Annotated in this window: 27 protein-coding genes; 9 read left to right on the forward strand and 18 right to left on the reverse strand. The window is 58.7% G+C overall.

Annotated elements, in window-relative coordinates; genetic code table 11:
• The first annotated feature begins 178 nt into the window (after window positions 1-178).
• The 3 genes from asr to AC6I79_RS10280 all read left to right on the forward strand — a co-directional run bounded on the left by asr (window position 179) and on the right by AC6I79_RS10280 (window position 1,740).
• Window positions 179-655, forward strand: a complete 477-nt coding sequence (gene asr, locus AC6I79_RS10270) for an acid resistance repetitive basic protein Asr (protein WP_071813568.1) — start codon at window positions 179-181, stop codon at window positions 653-655.
• 81 nt (window positions 656-736) lie between these two features.
• Complete coding sequence (ydgU, locus tag AC6I79_RS10275; RefSeq protein ID WP_021506117.1) at window positions 737-817, forward strand: small membrane protein YdgU; 81 nt, start codon at window positions 737-739, stop codon at window positions 815-817.
• A 116-nt stretch (window positions 818-933) separates the two neighbouring features.
• The gene (locus tag AC6I79_RS10280) at window positions 934-1,740 is read left to right on the forward strand and encodes a trypsin-like serine peptidase (protein ID WP_021506118.1); all 807 of its coding nucleotides are present in this window, start codon (window positions 934-936) and stop codon (window positions 1,738-1,740) included.
• Between the two features lies 1 nt (window position 1,741).
• On the opposite strand, the gene hrpA is transcribed toward AC6I79_RS10280, so the two are convergent.
• Window positions 1,742-5,638, reverse strand: coding sequence for an ATP-dependent RNA helicase HrpA (hrpA, locus tag AC6I79_RS10285; RefSeq protein WP_159378195.1), 3,897 nt, complete (start codon window positions 5,636-5,638; stop codon window positions 1,742-1,744).
• A gap of 254 nt (window positions 5,639-5,892) precedes the next feature.
• On the opposite strand from hrpA, the gene azoR reads away from it, so the two are divergent.
• Window positions 5,893-6,492 (forward strand): FMN-dependent NADH-azoreductase, encoded by a 600-nt coding sequence (gene azoR / locus AC6I79_RS10290; RefSeq protein ID WP_058769755.1) that lies wholly within the window; start codon window positions 5,893-5,895, stop codon window positions 6,490-6,492.
• 78 nt (window positions 6,493-6,570) lie between these two features.
• Here the strand turns inward: azoR and AC6I79_RS10295 are convergent, their stop codons facing one another.
• Genes AC6I79_RS10295 through AC6I79_RS10305 form a run of 3 tightly spaced genes read right to left on the reverse strand, consistent with a single transcriptional unit; the run spans window position 6,571 to window position 9,706 of the window.
• Window positions 6,571-6,891: a YdbL family probable chaperone protein gene (locus tag AC6I79_RS10295; RefSeq protein WP_021506121.1), complete on the reverse strand. Its 321-nt coding sequence runs from the start codon at window positions 6,889-6,891 to the stop codon at window positions 6,571-6,573.
• An 11-nt stretch (window positions 6,892-6,902) separates the two neighbouring features.
• Complete coding sequence (locus AC6I79_RS10300) at window positions 6,903-7,091, reverse strand: YnbE family lipoprotein (RefSeq protein WP_010618431.1); 189 nt, start codon at window positions 7,089-7,091, stop codon at window positions 6,903-6,905.
• The gene (locus tag AC6I79_RS10305) at window positions 7,088-9,706 is read right to left on the reverse strand and encodes a YdbH family protein (protein WP_159378196.1); all 2,619 of its coding nucleotides are present in this window, start codon (window positions 9,704-9,706) and stop codon (window positions 7,088-7,090) included. Before AC6I79_RS10305 ends, AC6I79_RS10300 begins: the two co-directional genes overlap by 4 nt.
• 165 nt (window positions 9,707-9,871) lie before the next feature.
• Here AC6I79_RS10305 and AC6I79_RS10310 point away from each other — a divergent pair, with 165 nt between their 5' ends.
• A complete protein-coding gene (locus tag AC6I79_RS10310; protein WP_159378197.1) occupies window positions 9,872-10,864 on the forward strand; it encodes a 2-hydroxyacid dehydrogenase in 993 nt (330 codons plus the stop codon).
• A 15-nt stretch (window positions 10,865-10,879) separates the two neighbouring features.
• On the opposite strand, the gene AC6I79_RS10315 is transcribed toward AC6I79_RS10310, so the two are convergent.
• Window positions 10,880-11,152, reverse strand: coding sequence for a putative hemolysin (locus tag AC6I79_RS10315; protein ID WP_021506124.1), 273 nt, complete (start codon window positions 11,150-11,152; stop codon window positions 10,880-10,882).
• Window positions 11,153-11,341: 189 nt separating this feature from the next.
• On the opposite strand from AC6I79_RS10315, the gene AC6I79_RS10320 reads away from it, so the two are divergent.
• Window positions 11,342-11,998, forward strand: a complete 657-nt coding sequence (locus AC6I79_RS10320) for an MgtC/SapB family protein (protein WP_021506125.1) — start codon at window positions 11,342-11,344, stop codon at window positions 11,996-11,998.
• Window positions 11,999-12,076: 78 nt separating this feature from the next.
• On the opposite strand, the gene AC6I79_RS10325 is transcribed toward AC6I79_RS10320, so the two are convergent.
• Together AC6I79_RS10325 and iraP are read right to left on the reverse strand one after the other, a co-directional pair.
• Window positions 12,077-12,277, reverse strand: coding sequence for a DUF2767 family protein (locus AC6I79_RS10325; RefSeq protein WP_010618426.1), 201 nt, complete (start codon window positions 12,275-12,277; stop codon window positions 12,077-12,079).
• A 146-nt stretch (window positions 12,278-12,423) separates the two neighbouring features.
• Window positions 12,424-12,789, reverse strand: coding sequence for an anti-adapter protein IraP (gene iraP, locus AC6I79_RS10330; RefSeq protein ID WP_058774721.1), 366 nt, complete (start codon window positions 12,787-12,789; stop codon window positions 12,424-12,426).
• Window positions 12,790-13,114: 325 nt separating this feature from the next.
• Between iraP and ttcA the strand changes: the two genes are divergently transcribed.
• Window positions 13,115-14,050 (forward strand): tRNA 2-thiocytidine(32) synthetase TtcA, encoded by a 936-nt coding sequence (ttcA, locus tag AC6I79_RS10335; RefSeq protein WP_021506126.1) that lies wholly within the window; start codon window positions 13,115-13,117, stop codon window positions 14,048-14,050.
• 53 nt (window positions 14,051-14,103) lie between these two features.
• Here ttcA and AC6I79_RS10340 read toward each other — a convergent pair whose 3' ends face one another.
• The 3 genes from AC6I79_RS10340 to AC6I79_RS10350 all read right to left on the reverse strand — a co-directional run bounded on the left by AC6I79_RS10340 (window position 14,104) and on the right by AC6I79_RS10350 (window position 17,289).
• Window positions 14,104-14,250, reverse strand: a complete 147-nt coding sequence (locus AC6I79_RS10340) for a hypothetical protein (protein WP_021506127.1) — start codon at window positions 14,248-14,250, stop codon at window positions 14,104-14,106.
• Between the two features lie 307 nt (window positions 14,251-14,557).
• Window positions 14,558-15,541 carry a zinc transporter ZntB gene (gene zntB / locus AC6I79_RS10345; protein WP_021506128.1) on the reverse strand — a complete coding sequence of 328 codons (984 nt, stop codon included), beginning with the start codon at window positions 15,539-15,541 and terminating at the stop codon, window positions 14,558-14,560.
• A 128-nt stretch (window positions 15,542-15,669) separates the two neighbouring features.
• Complete coding sequence (locus AC6I79_RS10350; RefSeq protein WP_125308790.1) at window positions 15,670-17,289, reverse strand: peptide ABC transporter substrate-binding protein; 1,620 nt, start codon at window positions 17,287-17,289, stop codon at window positions 15,670-15,672.
• Window positions 17,290-17,477: 188 nt separating this feature from the next.
• Here AC6I79_RS10350 and mpaA point away from each other — a divergent pair, with 188 nt between their 5' ends.
• The gene (gene mpaA / locus AC6I79_RS10355) at window positions 17,478-18,191 is read left to right on the forward strand and encodes a murein tripeptide amidase MpaA (protein ID WP_159378199.1); all 714 of its coding nucleotides are present in this window, start codon (window positions 17,478-17,480) and stop codon (window positions 18,189-18,191) included.
• Here mpaA and ycjG read toward each other — a convergent pair.
• Entirely contained in the window at window positions 18,160-19,146 is a 987-nt protein-coding gene (ycjG, locus tag AC6I79_RS10360; protein WP_159378200.1) for an L-Ala-D/L-Glu epimerase, read from the reverse strand. The two genes, mpaA and ycjG, sit on opposite strands and share 32 nt — an antisense overlap.
• A gap of 151 nt (window positions 19,147-19,297) precedes the next feature.
• On the opposite strand from ycjG, the gene tpx reads away from it, so the two are divergent.
• Window positions 19,298-19,801 (forward strand): thiol peroxidase, encoded by a 504-nt coding sequence (tpx, locus tag AC6I79_RS10365; RefSeq protein ID WP_058780606.1) that lies wholly within the window; start codon window positions 19,298-19,300, stop codon window positions 19,799-19,801.
• Between the two features lie 58 nt (window positions 19,802-19,859).
• Here the strand turns inward: tpx and tyrR are convergent, their stop codons facing one another.
• From tyrR to pspA, 7 genes are all read right to left on the reverse strand, one after another.
• On the reverse strand, window positions 19,860-21,425 hold the full coding sequence (gene tyrR, locus AC6I79_RS10370; protein WP_021506133.1) for a transcriptional regulator TyrR: 1,566 nt from the start codon (window positions 21,423-21,425) through the stop codon (window positions 19,860-19,862).
• A 213-nt stretch (window positions 21,426-21,638) separates the two neighbouring features.
• Window positions 21,639-22,712 carry a YcjF family protein gene (locus AC6I79_RS10375; protein WP_159378201.1) on the reverse strand — a complete coding sequence of 358 codons (1,074 nt, stop codon included), beginning with the start codon at window positions 22,710-22,712 and terminating at the stop codon, window positions 21,639-21,641.
• Window positions 22,709-24,106 carry a YcjX family GTP-binding protein gene (locus AC6I79_RS10380; protein WP_058780608.1) on the reverse strand — a complete coding sequence of 466 codons (1,398 nt, stop codon included), beginning with the start codon at window positions 24,104-24,106 and terminating at the stop codon, window positions 22,709-22,711. The genes AC6I79_RS10375 and AC6I79_RS10380 overlap by 4 nt, the downstream gene beginning before the upstream one ends.
• Window positions 24,087-24,335 carry a phage shock protein PspD gene (gene pspD / locus AC6I79_RS10385; RefSeq protein WP_058769747.1) on the reverse strand — a complete coding sequence of 83 codons (249 nt, stop codon included), beginning with the start codon at window positions 24,333-24,335 and terminating at the stop codon, window positions 24,087-24,089. Before pspD ends, AC6I79_RS10380 begins: the two co-directional genes overlap by 20 nt.
• Window positions 24,336-24,383: 48 nt before the next feature.
• The gene (gene pspC, locus AC6I79_RS10390) at window positions 24,384-24,731 is read right to left on the reverse strand and encodes an envelope stress response membrane protein PspC (RefSeq protein ID WP_058758492.1); all 348 of its coding nucleotides are present in this window, start codon (window positions 24,729-24,731) and stop codon (window positions 24,384-24,386) included.
• A complete protein-coding gene (pspB, locus tag AC6I79_RS10395) occupies window positions 24,728-24,952 on the reverse strand; it encodes an envelope stress response membrane protein PspB (protein ID WP_152391036.1) in 225 nt (74 codons plus the stop codon). Before pspB ends, pspC begins: the two co-directional genes overlap by 4 nt.
• A 57-nt stretch (window positions 24,953-25,009) precedes the next feature.
• Complete coding sequence (pspA, locus tag AC6I79_RS10400) at window positions 25,010-25,675, reverse strand: phage shock protein PspA (RefSeq protein WP_058758491.1); 666 nt, start codon at window positions 25,673-25,675, stop codon at window positions 25,010-25,012.
• Window positions 25,676-25,788: the final 113 nt, after the last annotated feature.

Genomic DNA, 25,788 nt, shown 5'->3' on the forward strand with positions numbered 1-25,788 from the left:
CGTTTTTTCCTCGGAGAGTGGTCCGCAACTATCCCCGCCCTGACCGGTTTTCCTGCTTTGTACAATCCGTTACACGCCGATACCATTCCCTCACTGAAGGCACGAATTGTTTTACATATAGTGCATTCACCGGCCCCGCAGTGGGCTACACATGAAAAAATAGTTCGAGGGTTTTGCAATGAAAAAATTATTTGCGCTGGTGATCGCCGCTGCTATGGGTCTGTCTTCTGTAGCCTTCGCTGCTGAGACAACAACTGCTGCTCCTGCTGCTGCTGCAACTACCGCTGCACCGGCTAAGCACAAAGCTGTTCACCACAAAAAAGCCGCTGCTCAGAAAGCGCAGGCTGCCAAAAAGCACAAGAAAGTAGAGAAGAAAGCACCAGCGGCTCAGAAAGCGCAGGCGGCTAAAAAGCACCACAAGAAAGCCACCAAACCAGCTGCTCAGAAAGCCCAGGCCGCTAAAAAGCACCACAAGAAAGCCACCAAGCCAGCTGCTCAGAAAGCCCAGGCTGCTAAAAAACACCACAAAGCCACCAAGCCAGCTGCACAGAAAGCTCAGGCGGCTAAAAAGCACCACAAAAAAGTAACCAAACCTGCTGCTCAGAAAGCTCAGGCTGCTAAAAAGCACCACAAAGCGAAAAAAGCTGCTAAATAAGGTTGCCTTGCGCGCCAACACCGCATTAATGATTGAAAACACCCGGTTCTGCCGGGTGTTTATTTACTGGAGTAGCGAAAAATGGTGCGTCGCTATCGCTTCGAAATTATCCTGATTGTCATGATTCTGTGCGGCATTATTGCGGCCAGCTTTTTTATCTAGTCGTTGTAGCGTGCTGATTACTCCAATATTTCTCCCTTTTTTACCGCTCACCGACTATAGTTATCGCTCAAGCGTGATGACCATAACCTCTATTTATTCTCGCCATTGAGAGAACTATGCGCCTGGCTATCCTGTTATTTGTAGGTCTTTTTAGCTTTAACCTCACAGCACATGCCGATGATGAAGACGGCCCCAGCCCGGAAGAGATTAAGACCCTGTTCTTCGGCAAAGATCATCGTAAAGCCATTACCGACGTCAGTGCGGCGCCGTGGGATGCCATTGGTCAGTTAGAGACGGAAAGCGGCAATCTGTGCAGTGCCACGTTGATTTCGGCCCATCTGGCGCTGACGGCCGGACACTGCTTACTGACGCCCCCGGGCAAATTCGACAAGCCGGTCGCGCTGCGCTTTATGGCGGGTGCCAAAGGCTGGCGCTACGAAATTCATGATATTGACGCGCGCGTAGAGCCTTCGCTGGCGCGGCGTCTGCAGGCGGATGGTGAAGGCTGGATCGTGCCGCCAGACGCGGCACCTTACGATTACGGCCTGGTGATTCTGCACAATCCGCCGTCCGGTATCGTGCCGATTCCGCTGTTTGACGGTTCACGCAGCGATTTAACCGCCGCGCTGAAAACCACCGACCGCAAAGTGACACAGGCCGGTTATCCCGCTGACCATCTGGATACGCTCTACTCGCACAGCGATTGCCTGATCACCGGCTGGGCGCAGCGTGCCGTGCTGTCGCACCAGTGCGACACCCTGCCCGGCGACAGCGGTTCACCGCTGCTGCTGAAGCGCGACGGCGAGTGGCAGCTGATTGCGGTACAGAGCTCGGCGCCGGCACCGGCCGATCGCTATCGCGCCGATAACCGCGCCATTGCCGTCACATCCTTTAAAGACAAGCTGGAAGCGCTGGCGCAATAAGTCAGCCCAGCTGCTCCATCGCCTGCAGGATACGTTTGTCGGAGATGGGATACGGCGTGCCCAGCTGCTGCGCAAAATAACTGATGCGCAGCTCCTCCAGCATCCAGCGAATCGCCTGTACCTCTTCATCGTCCTGACGCTGCGGCGGCAGCTTGTTACGCCAGCTTTGCCACGCCTGCTCCACCGCCTGCACTTTCAGCATCCGCGCCCGATCGCTGTGTGGATCGACCGGCAGCTTCTCCAGCCGGCGCTCAATACCGTGCAGATAGCGCAGTGTGTCGCCCAGCCGCTGATAGCCGTTGCCGGTGACAAAACCGCGATACACCAGGCCGCTCAGCTGCGTTTTGATATCCGCCAGCGCCAGTGCCAGCGTCATGTCCACCCGCCCCTTGAGGAACTTGTTGATGTTGAACACGCTGGTGAGAATCTGCTCGACCTGGCTGGCGATGGTCACCACCGTGTCGTTGAGTTCGGCGCGTACTTTATCGCGCAGCTGCTCGAAATTTTCCTGCTGCCACGCCGGCCCACCGGCGTCCGCCATCAGCTTATCCACGCCGCAGGCGATACAGTCATCAATCAGCTCCAGCACTTTGCCGTACGGATTAAAATAGAGTCCGAGCTTGGCTTTGTTTGGCAGCTTCTCGTGCAGATACTTGATCGGCGAAGGGATGTTCAGCAGCAATAACCGCCGCTGGCCGCGCCACATCATCTTCTGCTGCTCGCGTTCACTGTCAAACAAGCGAATCGCGACGCTGTCTTTTTCATCCACCAGCGCCGGCCAGGCTTTGACCTGATAGTTGCCGCGCTTCTGCTCGTAGCTTTGCGGCAGATCGCCGAAGCTCCACAGATGCAGCCCGCGCTGTTCCAGCCCGTCATCCGCCACCTTGGACAGCGTTTCCTGCACCTTGCCTTTCAGCACCTGCTTCAGCTGATGCAGGTCTTTGCCTTCCTGCAGCTTCCGGTTGTGCTCATCCACCACGCGGAAGGTCATTTTCAGGTGATCGGGCACCTGATCCCACTGCCAGGCGTCGCGCTCAATGGTGACGCCAGACATGCGGCGGAACTCACGCTCCAGCGCATCCAGCAGCGGCTGCTCCAGCGCCGTCACGCGGCCAAGGAAGGCTTCGGCGTAGTTGGGTGCCGGTACAAAGTTGCGTCGCACCGGCTTGGGCAGCGACTTAATCAGCGCGATGATCAGCTCGCGGCGCACGCCGGGGATCTGCCACTCGAAGCCGGCTTCGTCGACCTGGTTGAGCAGCGGCAGCGGGATGTGCACCGTCACACCATCCGCATCGGCCCCCGGTTCGAACTGGTAGCTGAGCTTCAGTTTCAGGTTGCCCTGATACCAGAAGTTCGGGTAATCCAGCTGGCTGACCTTCTCCGCGCCGTCTTTGATCAGCATCTGCTTATCAAAGCTCAGCAGATCCGGATTGTCCTTACTGGCCTGTTTCCACCAGCTGTCAAAGTGCCGTGCTGAGACCACCTCGCTGCCAATGCGGCGATCGTAAAACGCAAACAGCGTCTCGTCATCGACTAAAATGTCGCGCCGCCGCGATTTGTGCTCAAGATCCTCGATTTCACTGCGCAGTTTCAGGTTGTTGCGGAAGAAAGCGTGACGCGTCTGCCAGTCGCCCTCCACCAGCGCATGGCGAATAAACAACTCCCGGCTGAGCTGCGGATCGATGCGGCTGTAATTGACCTTACGCGCCTGCACAATCGGCAGCCCGTACAGCGTAACTTTCTCGGTGGCCATGACTGCGCCCTGCGCTTTCTCCCAGTGCGGTTCACTGTAGCTGCGCTTCAGCAGATGCTGGGCCAGCGGTTCGATCCACTCCGGATCGATGCGCGCCGCAACGCGGCCCCACAGGCGGCTGGTTTCCACCAGTTCCGCCACCACGGTCCATTTAGGCGGCTTCTTAAACAGCCCGGAACCGGGGAAAATAGCGAAACGCGCGTTGCGTGCGCCGGTAAACTCCTGCTTTTCCGCATCTTTCTGACCGATGTGTGACAGTAAACCGGTGAGCAGCGCGCAGTGTACTTCACGGTACGGTGCCGGCTCGCTGTTGAGCGGCATGCCCAGTTCCCGCACCACCTGACGCAGCTGGGTGTAGATGTCCTGCCATTCGCGCACGCGCAGGTAATTGAGATAATCGCTTTTACACTGGCGGCGGAACTGATTGCCGGACAGCGCTTTCTGCTGTTCCTGCAGGTAGTTCCACAGATTAACGAAAGCGAGAAAGTCTGACTCTTTGTCGGCAAAACGCCGGTGTTTCTCGTCAGATGCCTGCTGTTTCTCCACCGGACGCTCGCGCGGATCCTGAATCGACAGCGCAGCGGCAATAATCATCACTTCGCGCACGCAGCCAAATTTCTGCGCTTCCAGCACCATGCGCGCCAGCCGCGGATCGACCGGCAGCTGCGCCAGGCTGCGGCCGGACGGCGTCAGTTTGTACGCACCTTCCTCGCTCAGGGTAATCGCGCCGAGCTCCTCCAGCAGGCGCACGCCGTCCTGAATATTGCGCTTATCCGGCGCTTCGACGAACGGGAATGCGGCGATGTCGCCCAGTCCAAGCGCCGTCATCTGCAAAATCACCGACGCCAGGTTGGTACGCAGAATTTCCGGGTCGGTAAACGCCGGGCGGCTGAGGAAATCATCCTCCGAATAGAGGCGGATACAGATCCCTTCCGACACGCGGCCGCAGCGCCCTTTGCGCTGGTTAGCCGACGCCTGCGAGATCGGCTCGATCGGCAGACGCTGAACTTTGGTGCGGTAGCTGTAACGGCTGATGCGCGCGGTGCCCGGATCGATGACATATTTAATGCCCGGCACGGTGAGCGAGGTCTCAGCGACGTTGGTCGCCAGCACAATGCGGCGGCCGCTGTGGGCCTGGAACACCCGGTTCTGTTCGGCGTTGGACAGGCGCGCATAGAGCGGCAGAATCTCGGTGTGCGGTAAATCGCGCTTCATCAGCGCATCGGCGGTATCGCGAATTTCGCGCTCACCGCTCATGAAGATCAGGATATCGCCGCGCCCTTCGCTGCTCAGTTCGTCAACCGCATCGAAAATTGCCTGCAGCTGATCGCGTTCGGTGTCTTCGGCATCTTCTACCACCGGACGATAACGTACATCGACCGGATACGTGCGGCCCGAAACCTCGATCACCGGGGCATTATTGAAGTGGCGCGAGAAGCGCTGCGGATCGATGGTCGCTGAGGTAATGATCACTTTCAGATCGGGACGACGCGGCAGCAGTTCGCGCAGGTAACCCAGCAGGAAATCGATGTTCAGACTGCGTTCGTGCGCTTCATCGATGATGATGGTGTCATACTGCAGCAGCAGACGATCCTGCTGAATTTCCGCCAGCAGAATACCGTCGGTCATCAGTTTGACCTGAGTGGTTTCGCTGACCTGATCGTTAAACCGCACCTTGTAACCGACGGTGCCGCCGGGTGTGGTTTCCAGCTCTTCGGCAATGCGGTTCGCCACGGTGCGTGCCGCCAGACGACGCGGCTGCGTATGCCCAATCAGCCCTTTCACACCGCGCCCGAGCGCCAGACAGATCTTTGGCAGCTGGGTGGTTTTACCTGAGCCGGTCTCACCGGCGACAATCACTACCTGATGATCGCGAATCGCGTCGGCGATGTCCTGCTGCTTCTGGCTGACCGGCAGATTGTCCGGAAACGTAATGCGCGGCGTCGCGGCGGCGCGCTGCGCCACGCGCTGTTCTGCCGCGGCAAACACCGGCTCCAGCTCAGCCATAATTTCCTGCTGTGCAGCGGAGTTTTTCACCTTTGCCGCACCGTGCAAACGACGCTGCAGCGCTTTGCGGTCGCGCAGCATCAGGTTATCGAGCCGCGACCAGAGTGGGGCCAGAGGTGACGTAACGGATGATGACATAGTGATGAATTACCTGTTGTTGCAGTGAGCCGGCACTTGCGGCTCGGCGCCGGGCAGAATTTTCCGGCGGATTCAATCGATTAATGCCCGCCATCTTAGCACAGATTGGAACATCTCATCTGACCGGACGTGCCACCTTATTCAATAATTTCGAACATAGGCCTCGAAATATTGCGCTTTTACCTGCCGGACGAACTCCGTAGAGTGTAACGCATTGAGCGGTAAGCCAACCGCGTAACGTACAGGAAAATACCATGAGCAAAGTTTTAGTTCTGAAATCAAGCATCCTTGCCGGTTACTCACAGTCTAACCAGCTGGCAGACTTCTACGCTGATGAAGCCCGCGCCAAAGGCGACGACGTGACGGTACGCGATCTGGCTGCCCAGCCGATTCCGGTACTGGACGGTGAACTGGTTGGCGCCCTGCGTCCTTCAGACGCGCCGCTGTCGCCACGTCAGCAGGACGCGCTGGCCCTGTCCGATGAACTGATTGCTGAACTGCAGGCGCACGATACCGTGGTTATCGCCGCCCCGATGTACAACTTCAACATTCCTACTCAGCTGAAAAACTACTTTGACCTGATTGCCCGTGCCGGCGTCACCTTCCGCTACACCGAAGCAGGCCCGGAAGGTCTGGTGAAAGGCAAACGTGCGGTGATCCTCTCCAGCCGTGGCGGCATTCACAAAGACACCCCGACTGATCTGCTGACCCCGTACGTGAAACTGTTCCTCGGCTTCATCGGCATCACCGACGTTGACTTCGTGTTCGCCGAAGGCATTGCCTACGGTCCGGAAGTGGCAACCAAAGCCGCCAGCGATGCCAAAGACGCCATCAAACAGATTGTTGCTGCGTAATCATCATTAAAACAATGCTATCTGTCTTGCCGGGCCTGAGTGCCCGGCTTTTTTATGCATGCACTGCCGTGGAAGCAGCTATTTCTGCACCCACTGGCCATTAATCCCGCGCACATATTCGCCGCTGCCGGCACGGTTAACCAGCTTCTCGCCGGCGATGCGCGCCACCTCGGCGGTGGTGAGATTGTTCTGCTGCGCCACGCGCTGATACTGCTGGCTGCGGCCGTCATTGATGCGCTTAACCAGTGCCAGCGTCTCGTCATCCTGCTGACGAGCGGCGATGTAACCGCTCAGCGTTTCGCCCACACGCCCCTGCTGGCGCGCCTGATCCAGCGTCAGCGCCCAGGCCGACGGCACCAGCAAAAACGCCAGCAACAGCGCTATCCCCTTGCGTTTCATCGGGCCTCTCCTCAAAACAGTCCGCTCTGATTCTTCAGCAGCGCTTCGACGTCTTTATCCACCTTGATGTGGATTTCATGTTCGATTTTTACGTTCATGTTGATGGTGATTGGCTCTTTGGGTGCGGCGACTTCGATGCGCGGCACACAGCCCAGCAGCGGCAGTCCCGCTGTCAGCACCAGTAATGCCCTCAGGCTCATGGTTTCGGGTCCTTGTTGGATGGCAGGGTGGCGTTTTGCTCCACCCAGGATTGCAAATTATCGCCAAAGCGCAGGCTGCGCCACAGCTGGAACAGGTTTTCCTGATGCCGGTAATTAAGATTGACGGACTGGCGGCGGTTACTGAACTGGCTGGTGCCTTTCACCTCGCTTTGCAGAATCAGATTACCGAAGTTATCCAGATCCAGCGTCGCCCACGAACGGGCAATCTCCATGTAGCGCAGCCAGTCCATCGCCGCCCCGGCGGCCACGTTATTGCTGACAATCGCATCCGCCATGTCTTTATCCATGCGGAACGTCAGCGGGCCGCTGTTGGCGATCCAGCCCTTTTCAATCAGCCAGTGCGGATTGTTCACCCACAGCGGCAATTCGCCATTCACTTTACCTGACATGGCAAACTGCTTCGGTTTGAGCGCCGTCACCAGCCGGCTGAGATCAATGTCACGCAGCGAAATCCGCGCCGGCTGATGCTGCGGTAAACGCAATGCTGGCATGCTGACGTGCCCGCCGAGCAGATCGAGATTAACGTTGCTGAGCGTAAGCGGCTGGCGCTCCTGCCACGGATAGTGGCCCTGCAGATCCGCGGTAATGTTCTGCAGCGCAAACTGGTTTTTCACTTCGGCGATGCGCAGCGACACCGGCCCGCGGCGCCCCAGCTGCCACTGATGATCTTTCAGGCGGAACGGCAGGGTAAAATCGATGCCGTTGATTTCGCTGTCCGGCATCCACACGCTGCCCTGTTTCACCGCCCAGAACCCGCCCGCCTCAAACCCCTGGCCGCTGGCGGCGGAAAAGGCCATCTGCGCGCGCAGCTCGCCAGACTGGATACGCATCTTCAGATCGCTGCTCAGCAGCGGCTGAAATACGCTGAGCGACTGTGCCGGCCACCAGGCTTCGCCGCGCAGCCGCTCGCCGTCCCAGCGGCCATGCACGCGCAGCGGTCCGATGTCTTCAGCGGTGAGCTGACCACGCCACAGAAAATGTCCTGGATCGCGCCCTTTGGCATCGAAACGCAGTTCGGACGGCGGCAGCCAGCCACCGTAGCTGAAGCGCGTCTGGCCGGAACGCAGCGCAAACCCGCCGTTAAACGCCGGCTGTGCCACATCGCGCTGCCAGCGCACCGGCGCGGTCAGCGTCAGGCGCGGCTTATCCACCTGCACCATGCCGTACGCCAGCTGATCAAACCCGGTGTTCAGCGTATCGAGGCTGATCAGGGTGTCCTGCCAGCTGCCGGTGCCCTTCACATCCCATTTGGCGCTAAGCGGCGCCATCACGCCTTCGCCCCAGTAACGCCAGTTCCAGCGTCCGCTGTCTGGCCAGAAGTCGCTGGCGCGCCCGTCGAGGTGCAGCCTGAAGCGGCCGAAACTGGGGTCGTGCGCGTTGAGAATCGCCTGTAACCGACCGTTGATGCCGCGCGAGGCCACGCTGACGCCGGCCAGCGGCCAGCGCGCTTCATCCACTTCCAGCGTTGAGAGTAAGCGTCCGCGCAGGCGCAGCAGTGCGCCCGGCTGCAGGCTGAGCTGCGGATCGCTGAGCATGCCATGTAATTGTCCGGGGATGGTGCCGTACAGCTGCAGGTCGGCAAACTTGCTTTCGCCGGTTAACTGGAACGGCAGTGCGCTGTCAGTCAGGCTCAGCTTGCCCGGCCCAACGCTCAGTACCAGGTTGCCTTTCCCGCCGCGTCCGGCGGTCAGTAAATTGAAGCGGCCGCGGATCTGCGTCTGTTCCAGCCCCTGCTGCCAGTCATCCAGCGTCAGCGCCACGCCGCCCGACAGCGGCTGCGACCCGAACGGCCAGCGCCAGTGACCGGCAGTGATGCGGATTTGCTGCGCATCGACCTGCCACGGCAGCTGCAACAACGGTTGGGGTTCCTGTTGCTGGCGCACCACCAGTTCGCCCTGCTGCTGCTGCCAGTTGAGCGTCAGCGCCAGCGGCTGTGGCCACTGCGTCAGGTTAAGCGCACCGCTGAGCTCACCCGCCACCGGCAGGCCATCGGCAAAAGTCGGCAGCGTCAGATTGCCATGCAGTTCGACCGGTTGCGGCAGTAAAGGATGGCTGAGCTGCAGCTGATCAATGTGCAGCTGCTGCCCCTGCAGGCGCGCGGCGACGCGCAGGTTGTCGCCCTGATAACGCAGCTGCTGAAGGTCTTTGTCTAAAGTCAGATCGAAGCGGCCGGCATATTGCTGCCATGGCAAAATACTGAGCTGTTGCAGATGGATATCCGCGCCGGGCAGCATCTGCTGCCACTCTGCGAGGCTGCGCGGCGCATCGCGCGTGGCACTGTGCGGCAGCGCCTGCAGACAATCGCTGTTGAGCGCCACCTCGCGCGCATCAAGCTGCCAGCGCTGTTGCGTCCGGCCAAGCCCCACGTCGGCGACCTGCGCCAGCAGGCAGTCACCGGCCAGATAGCGCACATCAGGAAATACCAGCCGGCCCTGCTGCCAGTGCGGCGCGCCGTGTAGCTCAACGCGGGTATTTTCCGGCAGCCAGATACCTGCCAGCCGCGGCAGCCAGTGCGTCAGCGTCAGCAGCAATCCCAGCAGCAGCAGTATCAGCGCCAGTAGCGCAGCAAGTAGTCGACGGAGGCCCCGCGTCATGGCTGTTAACGTTCCTGTTCTTTACCCAATCCTGACAGAGATGATGGCATGTTACGCCCGGCAAATGAAGGCGTTACCGCTTTAGTCTGGCTGAAGAACAGCAAAATGACGCGGAAAACGTTATCCTGATGTGATACCGACGTAACATTTTTCAGGAGCGAAACAATGAAAGTTGCGGTTTACAGCACCAAGCATTACGACCAGAAATACCTCGAGCACGTTAACGAAGGCTACGGATTTGAGCTGCAGTTTTTTGACTTCCTGCTGAGCGAAACCACAGCGAAAAACGCCGCCGGCTGTGATGCGGTCTGTATCTTCGTTAACGATGACGGGAGCAAAGCGGTGCTGGAGGAGCTGGCGGCGCTGGGCGTGAAATATATCGCGCTGCGCTGTGCCGGATTCAATAACGTCGACCTCGACGCCGCAGCCGCGCTGGGACTGCAGGTGGTACGCGTGCCCGCCTATTCGCCGGAAGCGGTGGCGGAACACGCGATAGGTCTGATGATGACGCTCAACCGCCGCATTCACCGCGCTTACCAGCGCACGCGCGATGCCAACTTCTCGCTGGACGGCCTGACCGGTTTCAACATGCATAATAAAACCGCTGGCGTGGTCGGCACCGGCAAGATTGGTGTGGCGACGATGCGCATCCTGAAAGGTTTTGGCATGCGTCTGCTGGCGTACGATCCGTACCCAAGTGACGCCGCGCTGGCGCTCGGGGCGGAATATGTTGATTTGAAAACGCTACTGGCGGAGTCCGATGTCATCACCCTGCACTGTCCGCTGACGCCGGAAAACCACCATCTGCTCAACGCGCAGGCGTTCAGCCAGATGAAAGATGGCGTGATGATTATCAATACCAGCCGCGGTGGGCTGATTGATTCACAGGCGGCGATTGAAGCGCTGAAACAGCAGAAAATCGGCTCGCTCGGCATGGACGTATATGAGAACGAACGCGACCTGTTTTTTGAAGACAAGTCGAATGACGTGATTCAGGACGACGTGTTCCGCCGCCTGTCGGCCTGCCACAACGTGCTGTTTACCGGCCATCAGGCCTTTCTCACCGCCGAAGCGCTGACGGCGATTTCAGAAACCACGCTCAGCAATTTACAGCAGCTGGCGCGCGGGGAAACCTGTTCGAATCAGGTTAAGGCGTAAGGTTCTGCGCCTGCGTTAGCGGGCGCAGGCACCGCCGATCAGCGCCTGTTCGTCGCAGCGACGACCGTTAGCCAGCTGACACATCCCGATGCGTGAACCGTCTAACTGACGCGAGAACGCCAGCGTGCCGCCTGCGCTGTTGCAGTTGGCTTCTGCCATGGACGACATCACGACGTGCGGCTGCACGTGCGCGGCGGTGGCCTGTTGCGGCGGTTCATTGTCGCTGTTGCTGCTGCAGGCAGAGAGTAACAGCGCTGCGCCGGCCAGCAGTAAAGTTGCGGCTTTCATCGGTCGGGCTCCGGGAGTGTGAGCGGAAAAGTCGCACCAGCATATGTCAGCAGCGGTGCGCGATCGATAGGCGACACAGCTTTTTACAAAATTTAATATCGTCGTTGGCAAGCAGAATTATCCTGATTGCAGCGTTTTGCCTCTTTTCTCTGCCTGTTCATACGAAACAACAATCAATAAGGAGGAAGGATGTTAGCCGACATGCTCATCCGCATCGCGTTAGCCGGAATACTGGGCGGACTGATTGGCCTGGAGCGCCAGATGCGCGCTAAAGAAGCGGGCCTGCGTACCCACATTCTGGTCGGCATTGGCAGCGCCATGTTCATGCTGGTGTCAAAATATGGCTTTGCCGATATGCTGACTAACGACCATGTGGCGCTGGATCCCAGCCGTATTGCGGCGCAGGTGGTCAGCGGCATGGGCTTCCTTGGCGCTGGCACCATCATCATACAAAAGCAGATTGTGAAAGGCCTGACGACCGCCGCCGGCCTGTGGGTGACCGCCGCGATTGGCCTGGTGATCGGTAGCGGCATGTATGAAATCGGTATTTACGGCACGGTGCTGGCGCTGGTGGTGCTGGAAACGTTCCGCCGTATCAGCCACTGGCTGATTGGCCGCCATCACACCCTCATCGTCCATCTCAAAGCCAAAAGCGTACCGCTGGTGTTGCTGGTACTGCAGCGCGAAAATTTGCGCTATGGCCACATCGCTGTAGTCAATCGTAACGAAGAGAGCGGCCTGTGCGAGCTGAGCGTTGAGGTGACATTGTCACGCAGATTTCCTATGCACAGCATTTATGACAAAGTGATGGAAATCAAAGGTGTGCAGTCGCTGGAAATGGTTTGACTGCGCTGGCGCTTGCGAGTTAATCGCTGCGGTGGATGTAAGATAAAAAAGCCCGGCGCTGCAGGCCGGGCGGCTGGGTTAGCAGGGTTTGAGTTGTCCAATCGCCATTTCAACGGCGCGATTGGGCGCGCCGGTTAATTCCCGATAGCGCAGTTGCAGGTTACGCAACTCGCTGGCCAGCACCTCTTTTTCGGTAGCGGCACCGCGCTGCGCCAGTTCCAGATAGCATTGCCCCACCAGCCGGCACGCCTCCTCAAACACCATATCGTAAGTTTGCATTGTTCCTCTCCTCACCTTTAAAAACTAAAAAAAGCGCTGAATCCATCCTGTCAGCGCAGTGAGAAGAAATCTTTACCCAGATCAATAAATATTCAGTTACCGCTGGCAAAATGTGCGCAATGGTAGCCGACTGCGGCGCTGCGCGATTAGGACGGATCCTTTTTGTCGTCATCGCTGGCGCTGCTCACACCAGTAATACCTTCCAGCGCCTGCTGGTTGATGACATCATCGGCGCTGTCAACCGCACGCGAAATCGTCAACAGATCCTGAAACTCGCTCAGCAGAATAGCGGCGTCCGACTTCAGCATATCGTCAGCCTCGGTTGACTCAATTACCATGTTGATGGCTTTGTTGGCGCTTTCAATAACTTCAGTGACACCGCCTTTCTTACTGACGGCCAGTACCAGCGCACCGATCAGCAGCGACTGGGCCTCAACGCGCGCAGTCAACTGCTTGGTGGTGGCATCAATTTGTGAAATCTTCGCCAGCATGCTTAACACAACATTTTTCATCGCTTATTCCTCCCTGGGGAAGCAGGCAGTGTACCGCTTGCAAAATCCGCGACAAACTAAAAATTGTGAATAGCGCAACAGGTCTCTGACCGCGATCGCGCGGCGCACAGAGCGCATCACCGGCAAACCCATAAATCGTGCTGGAATTTGGCGCTGTAATCCGTACCATACGCCACAGACTTTTCCTGCTGACTGCGGTCAGCCGGCACCCATAAAGGCCAGCGCAGCGACCCGCAGCGTGCGCGGACACGGTTAATGCAGGCCTGGCGAGGGCCGCATCAACGCGACATCCGCAGCTGACCAGCGATCACCGAGACCGAAATTCATGTCTGAACATCAAGAAGTTAATAAAAAAGAGCAGTACAACCTGAACAAACTGCAGAAGCGCCTGCGCCGTAACGTCGGTGAAGCGATTGCGGATTTCAACATGATTGAGGAAGGCGATCGCATCATGGTGTGCCTGTCCGGCGGTAAAGACAGCTACACCATGCTGGAAATTCTGCGTAACCTGCAGCAGAGCGCGCCGGTCAACTTTTCGCTGGTGGCGGTGAATCTTGACCAGAAACAGCCGGGATTCCCGGCACACGTGCTGCCGGCTTATCTCGACACGCTGGGCGTGGAGTATCAGATCGTCAACGAAGACACTTACTCAATCGTTAAAGAAAAAATTCCGGAAGGCAAAACCACCTGCTCGCTCTGTTCGCGCCTGCGTCGCGGTATTCTTTATCGCACCGCCACTGAACTGGGCTGCACTAAGATTGCCTTAGGTCACCACCGCGATGACATCCTGCAGACGCTGTTCCTCAACATGTTTTACGGCGGCAAGATGAAAGGCATGCCGCCAAAACTGATGAGCGACGACGGTAAACATATCGTGATTCGCCCGCTGGCCTACTGCCGCGAAAAAGATATCGTACGGTTTGCCGAAGCGCGCCAGTACCCTATCATTCCGTGCAACCTGTGTGGTTCACAGCCGAACCTGCAGCGCCAGGTGGTTGCCGATATGCTGCGTGACTGGGACAAGCGCTATCCGGGCCGCATTGAAACCATGTTCAGCGCCATGCAGAACATCGTGCCCTCGCATATGGCTGATATTAATCTGTTTGATTTCAAAGGCATTAAGCATGGTGATGCGGTGGTTGACGGCGGGGACATTGGTTTTGATCGCGAATCGCTGCCAGCGCAGCCCGTCGGCTGGCAGGCTGACGAGGACGATCAGCCGGACCTGAGCGCTCGCCTCGACGTGCTGGAAATTAAATAACGCGGTGACTTTGCAGCATAAAGGCGCGTCGCTCCGGCAACGCGCCTTTTTTATTAGCGGTGCGGCGGAGGATCGCTAATCGGCGGAAATTCAGGATCGTGCGGCGGCTCAGGCTCGGGAATGGGCTGCGGTTGCGGCACGGGTTCGGGAATCGGTGGCGGATCGGTCGGGATAGGTTCGCTGGCGTGAATCATGCGCATGCCGTTCTCCTGTTCGCTGAATGTCTGTTAAGCATAGGAAAGGATGCGGCAGCAAGCCAAACGGCAAAAAAAAGCCGGCGGATAAGCCGGCGTCGTACGAATCAAATGTGCTATGCAGTAATTCAAAAAAAGGAAGTAAGACAATATGGAGCGCAACGCCCATCGCTTGACGTTGCATTCACCTGCGGGAGAGAGTTTGCCCCGGTTGGGCTATGCGCTTATTGATGTCGATCAGGTTTTTTCCGCTTTTCTCCCCTGCACCGCCACAATTACCCGTTCATGACCTGCAGATAACCCCCTGATAACATCACAGCCAGTTGCGGCGTTTCAGCCACAGCGCGACCCCCAGCACCATCACCAGTAACAACCCGCAGAACATGGTAAAGCCGTGCGGCCAGCTGCCACCGGGAATGCCACCGAGATTGACGCCAAACAGCCCGGTGAGAAACGTGGCAGGCAGGAAAATCATCGCCATCAGCGACATGGTGTAAGTGCGCCGGTTCATGGATTCCGCCAGCAGCGAGGCCACTTCATCCGCCAGAATACCGGTACGCGCCACGCCCGCATTGAGGTCATCCAGCCCGCGCCCCAGCCGATCCGCGACATCCTGCATACGGCGGCGATCGTCATCGCTCATCCACGGCAGTTTCTCGCTTGCCAGCCGCGCATAGACATCACGCTGCGGCGCCATATAGCGGCGCATTACAATCAGCTGTTTACGCAGCAGCGCCAGCTCACCGCGCGCCGGGACCTGCTGATCCATTAGCGCATCTTCCAGCGCGATAATTTTATCGTGCATCTCTTCAATGAATTCGCTGGCGTGATCGGTGAGCGCATCGCAGACGTCCACCAGCCAGCTGCCGCCGTCCACCGGGCCGTTGCCGTTTTGCAGATCGGTCAGCACTTCATCGATGGCATACACTTTGCGACGGCGGGTAGAAACAATCAGCTTGTCATTGATAAATACCCGCATCGCCACCAGCTGGTCCGGGCGCGAATCGGCATTATGATTCACGCTGCGCAGCACGATCATAAAGCCGTCACCGAGACGCGTCACGCGCGGTCGCATGCTGTCACCGGCCAGCGCATCCCGCACCGCATCAGGAATAAGCGGCGTGTGCTGCAACCAGTCGGCGCTTTGCCGCTGGGTATAGTTCAGGTGTAGCCAGCAGTGACGCTCGCAGTTGATGACATCTTTATCTTCAATGGCGATAACGCCACCCTTGCCGTCGAACTGGCAGGCGACAATCGCATCCGACACCTGCAGCGCTTTTCCTTCAATGACGTTCACGTACTCGCCTCACTAGCAAAAACAATACGATACAGTCTAGCGCGGCGCGGGACAGTTGCAATTACCAGGGTGTGAGTAAAAATGACAGCGCAACCGGATCGTTCACCGCCCTCCGTGGCGGTTCAGCGTCAGTGTTTTTCAATCCACAATTCCCGGCTGTAGGCAACGTCTTCCGGATTAGTGATGGGATAGCCCTTAACCCATGGCTTGATCAGCCGCCCGTTGGTGTACTGGTAGATCGGCGCAATCGGCGCCTGGTCAGCGATGATCTGCTCGGCTTTGTTGTAATCGGCATTGCGCGCCGCCACGCTGGTTTCATTGCTGGCTTTACTCAACACCGCGTCATATTCAGCGTTACTGAAGCGGGAAATATTGCCGCTGTGGCTGGCGGTCAGCAGGCTGAGGAAGGTCGACGGCTCATTGTAATCGCCCACCCACGAAGCGCGAATCACATCGAAATTACCGCTGTTGCGGCTGTCGATATAGGTTTTCCACTCCTGGTTCTGCAATGTCACGTCAACGCCGAGATTCTTTTTCCACATCGAGGCCACCGCAATCGCAATCTTCTGGTGGCTTTCAGAAGTGTTATACAGCAGCGTCAGGTGCAGCGGTTTAGCCGGGCCATAACCGGCGGCGGTCAGCAGTGCTTTGGCCTGCGCGTTCAGCTCCTGCTGGCTGTGCTGCTGCAGATAGCTCTGCTGCGGCGTGAAGCCGGCGGTGACGTCCGGTGTGAAGTGCCAGGCCGGTTTCTCGCCGGTGCCCAGCACTTTTTCCGCGATGATGCGGCGGTCAATGCTCCATGACAGCGCCTTACGCACCCGCACATCCGCCGTCGGCCCTTTCTGGGTATTAAACGCGTAGTAGTAGGTGCCAAGCTGATCCGGCGTATACACCTGCCCCGGCAGCTCTTTTTTCAGCAGGCCGTACATATTTTTCGGGAAGGATTCCGTGATATCGATATCCCCGGCGCGGTAACGCTTGGTGGCGCTGGATTCTTCATTGATGGGAATAAAGGTCACTTTGGTCAGCACCGAATGGGCGTTATCCCAGTAGTGCGGGTTGCGCACCAGCACAATCTTTTCGTTAACCACACGCTCCTGCAATTGATAAGCGCCATTGCCCACCAGTTTACCCGGCGCAGTCCAGCCATCGCCGTTTTGCGCGATGACCTTTTGCGGCACCGGGAACATGGCCACGTTAGCCACCATGCTGGGGAACCACGGTAGCGGACGTGACAATGTCACCTTCAGATGCGTCTCATCGGTCGCCACCACGCCCAGCTTGTCCGGGCTCATCTGCCCTTTGGTGATGGCTTCAGCATTCTCAATGCCGCTCAGCGCAGCAAACCAGGCAAAAGGCGAACTGTTTTTAGGATCGACCAGACGTTGCCAGCTATAGACAAAATCCTGTGCGGTCACCGGCTGGCCATTAGACCAGCGTGCGTCTTTGCGCAGCGTAAACAGCCAGGTTTTGTTGTCATTGCTGCTCCAGCTCTGCGCAACGCCCGGCACGATTTTGCCCTGCGCGTCCTGGTTAGTCAGCCCTTCAAACAGATCGCGTAGCACCTGAATCTCCGGCAGACCGACCGCTTTGAGCGGATCAAGCGAGGCCGGTTCATCTTTGATATGGCGCACGATTTCCTGGCTGCTGGCCAGTTGCGCCCCGGCAGGCACACTGGCGGCATAGGCGGATGAGAGAGCGCTGCTGATGATGAGCGCGGCCAGCGTGGTGCGGAAAGTTAGTTTCATCACGACTCCTTGACCCGAAAAAAGGGCGACGGCCAAACCAATGCGTCGCCAGCAACTTTTCGCACTTTATCGCAAATCGCTGATTGATAAATAGCTATTTCCCCATCTGCTATTTACCGTTATGTTGAGGCTGGATGGCAGCTCACAATTTTTGCGGCTGAACGCGATGCATGACAGAGAGGAAAGTTATGTCGACACACCACCCGCGCCCGCTGCGCGGTAAGCTGGACGCCGTCTGGCAACAGTATGGACATTCGGTGCTGGGTGCGCCGCTGCTGTGGTTTCCGGCACCGGCGGCCGACGAGGACAGCGGACTGATTATCGCCGGCACCCACGGCGATGAAAACGCGGCGGTGGCCACGCTCTCTGCCGCCATGCGCACGCTGCCGGACACGCTGCGGCGTCATCATGTGATTCTTGCGGTCAATCCGGATGGCTGCCAGCTCGGGCTGCGCGCCAATGTCAACGGTGTTGATCTCAACCGCAACTTCCCAGCCGCCAACTGGCAAGCGGGCGATACCGTCTATCGCTGGAACAGCGTGGCCGACGCGCGCGATGTGCTGCTCTCAACCGGAAACGCACCAGCGTCAGAGCCGGAAACCGCCGCACTGTGCCAGCTGATTCATCGTATCCAGCCGCGCTGGGTCGTCTCCTGGCACGAACCGCTGGCCTGTATTGACGATCCACACCATAGCCCGCTGGCCAGCTGGCTGGCGGAACAAACCGGTCTGCCGGTGGTGAGCAGCGTCGGCTACGCCACGCCGGGCTCGTTTGGCAGCTGGTGCGCCGATCTCAGTCTGCCCTGCATCACCGCCGAAATGCCCGCTATCTCGGTGGACGAAGCCACCGAGGTGTATCTCGATGCGATGATCAACCTGCTGCGCTGGCAGCCGTCGTCTTAAGCACGCCGTGCGAGAAGTGCAGCGACGGTTCCACATCGGCCGCCAGCCACGTCGGACCGTCGAGGTCAGCAAACATGGCCTGCGGCGTTAACGGTAACGCGGCGCGAATGGCGCGTGAGGTACACAACATACAGCCCAGCATGATGGCAAATCCCTGCGCGCGCGCGGCCGTGGCCAGCGCCAGCGCTTCGGTCAGCCCACCGGTTTTATCCAGTTTGATATTCACCATGTCGTAGCGCCCGTGCAGGGCTGCCAGGCTGTCGCGCGTGTGGCAGCTCTCATCCGCACAGATCGGTAGCGGATGGATAAAATGGGCCAGCGCCGCATCCTGCGCGGCAGGCAGCGGCTGCTCCAGCATCGCCACCTGCAAATCCGCCAGCAGCTGGCAACGCGCCGCCAGCCCTTCTGCCTGCCAGGACTCATTGGCATCGACGATCAGCGTGGCGTCCGGCACCGCACTGCGGATCGCCACCAGCCGTTCGCTGATCAGATGGTTATCCAGCTTAATTTTCAGCAGGCGCGCGCCGTGCTGCCACAGCGCCAGCGCGCTGCTGGCCATCGCTTCTGGCGTATCGATGCTGACGGTATGCGCCGTAACGATCTCCTGTGCCGGCACCGCCTCACACAGCGCCGCCAGGCTGGTGCGCTGCTGCTGGCGCTCCAGATCCCACAGCGCGCAATCAATCGCGTTGCGCGCGGCACCGGCCGGCAACGCCTGTTGCAGCGCTGCCCGCGTCATGCCGTTTTGTAACGCACCGAGCTGTGAAGCAATCTGCTGCAGCACCGAAGCCTCACTTTCGCCATAGCGCGCATAGGGCGTGGCCTCGCCAATCCCTTTGAGGCCATCCTGCTCAATCTCCACCACCACCACGTGCGCCTCGGTGCGGCTGCCGCGCGAAATCACAAACGGTGAGTGCAGCGGCCAGGCTTCCGGATAACTTTTCACTGTTCTCATACTGACTCCTCAAATCCATGACGTCATAACGTGCTGGTGCAGCTCCACGTTGAATTAGGCTCGTAAACCCTTAAAATTTATGTCATAAACAAACGCTATACCTGTTCTGGTGGGGTTAACGCCAGATATTTCATCGTTAAAAGGAAATTGTATGTCGCAGAATGTTCACTTTCAGGGCAATCCGGTGCCGGTTGCCGGCCACTTCCCGCAGGCTGGCGAGCAGGCAAAACCGTTCAACCTGGTAGCGAAAGATCTCAGTGATGTGTCCCTTTCTCAGTATGCAGGCAAACGCAAAGTTCTGAACATTTTCCCAAGCATTGATACCGGCGTGTGCGCCGCGTCGGTGCGCAAATTCAACGAGCGTTCTGGCGAAGCTGACAACACCGTGGTGCTGTGCATCTCTGCCGATCTGCCGTTTGCGCAGTCGCGCTTCTGCGGCGCCGAGAACGTCAACAACGTAGTGACGCTGTCTACGCTGCGCGGTGCAGAATTTATTGAAAATTACGGCGTCGCCATCGCCGATGGCCCGCTGAAAGGCCTGACTGCCCGCGCGGTGGTGGTGCTGGATGAGAACGATAAGGTGCTGTACAGCGAGCTGGTGAATGAAATCACCGAAGAGCCGAACTATGAAGCGGCACTGGCAGCGCTGAAGTAAGGCTATTGCTGATAAAAAAGCCGTCTGTCACAGACGGCTTGTTGATGCAGAACGCGGATTATTCGCCTTCGCTGCGTTTCTGACCGAGGCCATATTCGCGCAGCTTGTTGGCAATCGCGGTGTGTGACACCCCAAGGCGTTTCGCCAGTTTACGCGTGCTGGGATACGACAGATAGAGACGAGTCAGTACTGAACGCTCAAAACGGCTGGTGATTTCATCCAGCGACCCTTCCATTGCCTCTTCGCCCAGCGACACATCCAGCGCCTGCTCCGGCAGCACGATATCCTGCGGACGCAGTTCATAACCTTCCAGCTGCGTGAGCGCGCGATACAGCGCATTTTTCAACTGGCGCACGTTGCCCGGCCAGTTATAGCGCGTCAGGAACGGCGTCAGCTGCGGTGACAAACGCGGGCGCGGCAGCCCCTGCTCATCCGCAAAGCGCGCCACAAACATTTCGGTGAGCGGCAGAATATCCAGCGGACGTTCGCGCAGCGGCGGCAGATTCAGCGTCAGCACATTCAGACGATAGAACAGGTCTTCGCGGAACTCACCGCGCTGCACCAGCTCAATCAGATTCTTTTGCGTGGCGCAGATCACGCGCACATCCACATGCACTTCATGATCCTCGCCGACGCGGCGGAAGGTGCCATCGTTCAGGAAGCGCAGCAGTTTGGTCTGCATGCGCGGCGACATCTCGCCGATTTCATCCAGCAGCACCGAGCCGCCGTTCGCCTGCTCAAAGAAGCCCTTCTTCCCTTCCAGCGCGTTGGGATATGCGCCCGCCGCGTGACCAAACAGCTCGCTCTCTGCAACGTCATCCGGGATCGAGCCGCAGTTGAGCGCCAGGAACGGTTTTTTGCCGCGAGCGCTGCGCAGGTGGCAGGCGCGCGCCAGCATATCTTTACCGGTGCCGGTGTCGCCGACAATCAGCAGCGGCGCATCGTGCATCGCCAGCTTGCGCGCCTGGTCGATCACCTGACGCATTTTCGGCGTCACCGCCACGATGTGATCGAATTCGGAGTCATCGGTGACGCTGAGGTTCTGCAACTGCCGCCCCATGCGCGCGGTGGATTTCAGGGTGATCATCGCGCCTACCGGCTGGTCGTTCTGCTCATCTTCCTGCGCCAGATAGATCGGACGCGCTTCCATGAGGAAATCACGCCCCTGGATCACCACATGCTGCGCCTGCGCATCAACACGTTCACTCTCCAGCCAGCGCTGGAAATTAAAGCCGGCAATCAGCGTGCCGGCGTTCTGGTTACGGATCTTCTGTTCGTCGAGGTTAAACAGGTTTTGCGCCGCCGGATTCGCCAGTTCGACTTTACCTTTCAGGTCGAGGGAGAACACCGGCTCGGGCATCGCCACCAGTAGCGCGCTCAGCGCGCGGTGCTCGCGCTCAGATGGCATAAAGGACACCGTGCGGACATCTGTCACGCCCGGTGTACGGCGAATCTCCGCCATCAGGTTACTGAATGCGTCAAATTCCAGCGCAGAAAAGTTGAGGTAGATGCGGCCCAGCGAGGCAATTTCAATGCCGCGCAGGTCAATATTACGGGCAACCAGCAGGTCGAGTAGCTCGCGCGCCAGACCGATACGGTCCTGGCAGAAAACTTCCAAACGCATTGCGATGAGCCTTAGTCAGGTTTTGATTTTAGAGATAATACGCTAACTTGCAGCGCCTCAGAAGGGTTCTGTCATGAAAAGTTGACACTCTGAGGCAGGTGACGAAGAGAAGTGTAGCGGAACAACCAACAATAATCCCGCCAGAAATCACTCTGAGCACAGATAATTTTACCTTTCACGCCATCGGCAGCGTGAAAGGCAGACAAGGTGAGATTATTTAGCAGCCTGACCTGCTTTATCACCACTTTTGGCCAGCGATTCTTTAAGCTGTCCCACCAGTTCACGGCGGAAATCGCCGAGCCGCGGTTTGTCCTCCGCCAGCCACGGCAGCGGACGGCATAATTCCATGGCTTTGATCCCCAGCCGGGCGGTGAGCAGCCCGGCACCGATGCCCTGCGCCGCACGCGCCGAGAGACGGGCGGCGATATCCTGCGACATCCAGTCCATACCGACTTCGCGCACCAGCTCTGACGCCCCGGCAAACGCCATATTCAGTAATACCAGCCGGAACAGCCGGATGCGACTGAAGTAGCCAAGTTCAATGCCGTAGATGGCCGCGATGCGGTTCACCAGCCGCAGGTTGCGCCAGGCGATAAACGCCATATCCACCAGCGCCAGCGGGCTGACGGCAATCATCAGCGTCGATTCTGCCGCGTGGCGGCTGATTTCGCGCCGCGCCTGACGGTCCAGCACCGGCTGCACCAGCTGGGCATACAGCGTGACAATTTCGCGGTCGTTATGGGTTTCGTGCAGTGCCGCGTGCCAGCGCTGCAGTGCCGGATGCGCCTGATCCAGCTGCGCCTGACGCGACAGCTTTTCGCAGAACGCCCGGCCTTTGCCAATGCCGTGGCTGGCCAGCAGTTCACGGCCCACGTCCCGCTCTTCCGCCCGCTGACGCAGACGATGCAGCCGACGCCATTCGCCAATCAGCGCGCCCGCGCCGGCGGCGACAATCAGCCCACCGGCCACGCCGCTGCCCAGTGCAAACCAGTCGCGCGTCAGCCAGGCATCGTGCAGCCACTGGGCGCCCTGCGCCACCACGCTAATGCCAAAGATACCCAGCCCGACGCCCACCATTTTGCGCCACAGGCTGCGCTTCGGCCGCAGCGCGGCTTCCACCACTTTCTCGCCGGCGCCCTCTTCCAGCGGCTCCGCGTCAGGCGTCACCAGAAACCCCTGTTGCGCGTCGCTGCTAAAAGTGTGCGCCGCGCGCAGGGTCGGCTCCGCGGGCTCCTGCAACGGACGGGCAAAATCTATCCGTGGTTTGAGTGGCGTTTCATCGCTCATCGCAATTTATCTCCCAGTAAAAATTCCAGCGCAGCATCCATGCGGATATGCGGCAACGGCCGGTCGACATCCAGCTGCTGCGGCCGGAACTGTTCAAACTGAAACCCCTGCTGCTGCCAGAAGCTGTTGCCCGGCAGGCGCGGCGGTACTTCGCCCGGGTAAAAGGTCAGCGGCTCACCGTCGGCAAGGCGATGACCGCGCAGCGCCGGTAATTTTTCTCCGCGATGATCCACCAGCCCGCTCTCGGTCGCCTGCACCGACGCCAGCCCCAGACAATCCATGCTGATGCCTTCAAACGCGGCGTTCTGCCACGCGTCCTGTACCAGCTGCTGCAGCAGCGACACCATATTGGCATGCTGATCGGCGGTAATGTGATCGGCCTTGGTGGCGGCAAACAGCAACTTATCGATGACCGGCGAGAACAGACGGCGGAACAGCGTGCGCTGGCCATAGTGAAAACTTTGCATCAGCTGGGTCAGCGCCAGCCGCATATCATTGAACGCCTGCGGTCCACTGTTGAGCGGCTGCAGGCAATCGACCAGCACGATCTGGCGATCGAAGCGCAGGAAGTGATTTTTATAAAACCCTTTCACCACATGCTGACAATAGTAGTGAAAACGCTGCTGCAGCATGGCGAAATTGCTGCCGGCCGGTGCCTGCAGCAGCTTGCCGGCCTGCTGTTCATCGACGTTGGGCCACGGGAAAAACTGCAGTGCCGGCGCGCCAGCCATGTCACCCGGCAACACAAAACGTCCCGGCTGGATGAAGTGCAATCCTTCGGTTTTGCACTGATGCAGGTAGTCGGTCCAGGCCGCGGCGATCTCCGCCAGGCGGTTTTCATCGGCGGGCGCGAACGGGTCGAGATCGGCGCTCAGGCTGTGCCAGCGCGCGGCCCACTGCTGACGATCGCCCTGCAGCAGGCCGACCATCTGGCGTGACCAGCTGAGATAATCCTGCGCCAGCATCGGCAGATCGAGCAGCCACTCGCCGGGATAATCGACAATTTCGAGGTAAAGGGTGGCGGTATCTTTGAAATGACGCAGCAGAGACTGATCCGGCCGGTAGCGCAGCGCCAGGCGCATCTCGCTGACGCCGCGCGTCGGGGTTGGCCACATCGGCGGTGTGCCGTACAGCTGGGCCAGCCCTTCGTCATAGGTAAAGCGCGGCGTGCCCAGCTCACGCTGGGGTACGCGCTTCACGCCCAGCAGCCGCTCTTCGCGTACCACGGAAAACAGCGGCAGACGCGCGCCGCTGTGGACATTGAGCAGCTGGTTAACCAGCGAGGTAATAAACGCGGTTTTACCGCTGCGGCTCAGGCCTGTGACGGCGAGGCGCAGATGGCGATCCACGCCGCGGTTCATCAGCCCCATCAACTCATTTTGCAGTCTTTTCATCGCTCTCCCTGATGAAACGTGCCGACAGGCGGTTAAACGCCTTACTCAGCAACGGTTCCAGGGCGGCCGCCAGCAACAGGCGCAGCGGACGGCGCGCCACCGATTTCACTGCCCAGCCGGCCAGGCCGCCGGGCGCATAAGTTACTGCACTGATGATGATGAATTTTCCCGCCGACTTCAACGCAGGCGTTGCGCGGCGGCGCAGAGCAGTAAAACGTTGCGTATGCATAGCGCCTCTCTTAGAGCAGCGGACCCGCTGACGGGCCCGCGACAGGGATTAAATCTGGCGGAAACGGCTGCGTACGCTGAAGGTTTCTGAGGTCACGTAACGCTCAATATCGCGTACGTTACGCTCATCGGCGGTGAGCGTGTTCTCCAGCTCATCCAGCAGTTCGCGCGCTGTTGGTGTGCGCTCAGAGGGTGCGTCCAGCGGTTTTTCATCCAGCACGTAGCCAAGGATAAAATAGGCGGTCACGGTGATCATAAACAGACCGAAAAACAGTGACAGCACCACAATCACACGCAGCAGCCGCACCGGAATATCCAGGTACTCGGCCAGCCCGGCACACACGCCGCGCACTTTGCCCTGCTGCGGAATACGCCACAGTTTGCGTCCGTTCATCATGGCTGCCTCCAGTTCGGGTGTTCGGCATCGAGGATCGCTTCCAGCGCCTCGACCCGGTCACGCATGCGGCGCGCTTCCTGCGTCAGCTGCTGCAGGCGCTGCAGGTCACCGGGCGAAAGCGCCCCGCCGTTGCGTTTGTTGCTGTAGTGCAGCCATAACCAGATCGGTGCCACAAACAGCACGAAGATCGTTAACGGTATGGCCAGAAATAGTGCGCTCATTGACTCTCCTTTTTCAGTACACCCGGCAATCCGGGCCCATTAGCAGGCCCGGGGCGATCACTCGCTGCGGTTCATTTTGGCTTTCAGCGCAGCCAGCTGCTGGCTGATTTCGTCATCGGCTTTCAGATCGGCAAACTGCTGGTCCAGCGTTTTGCTTTTACCGAAGCGCTGGCTTTCCGCTTCTGCTTCCATGTGATCGATGCGACGTTCAAACGACTCGAAGCGTGCCATCGCCTCATCCAGCTTGCCGCTGTCGAGCTGACGACGCACATCGCGTGACGATGAAGCCGCCTGGTGACGCAGCGTCAGGGCCTGCTGGCGGGCGCGGGTTTCGCTGAGTTTTTTCTCCAGCTCGCCAATCTCGCCTTTCATGCGATCCAGCGTCTCTTCAACATGGCTGGCTTCCTGCTGCAGCGCAGCGATCAGGTCGGTCAGCTTCTGTTTCTCAATCAGCGCCGAACGGGCTAAATCTTCTTTCTCTTTACTCAGCGCCAGCTCAGCTTTTTCCTGCCATTCGGCCTGCTGAATTTCGGCCTGCTCAATACGGCGCAGCAGCTGTTTCTTTTCTGCCAGCGCGCGGGCCGAGGTGGAACGTACTTCCACCAGCGTATCTTCCATTTCCTGAATCATCAGGCGTACCAGTTTCTGCGGATCTTCGGCACGCTCCAGCAGCGAGTTGATGTTAGCGTTCACGATATCGGCGAAACGAGAAAAAATACCCATAATGATGTTCCTCTGGTTGTCATGTCTTTACGCCCATAACTAATACAAGATGCGTGCCAGTTTTTAATGTGCTGATTTTACTGGGTTTGACTGTTTTACACGCGCGGCGCAAT

Source organism: gamma proteobacterium symbiont of Scutellera amethystina, assembly GCF_059730845.1.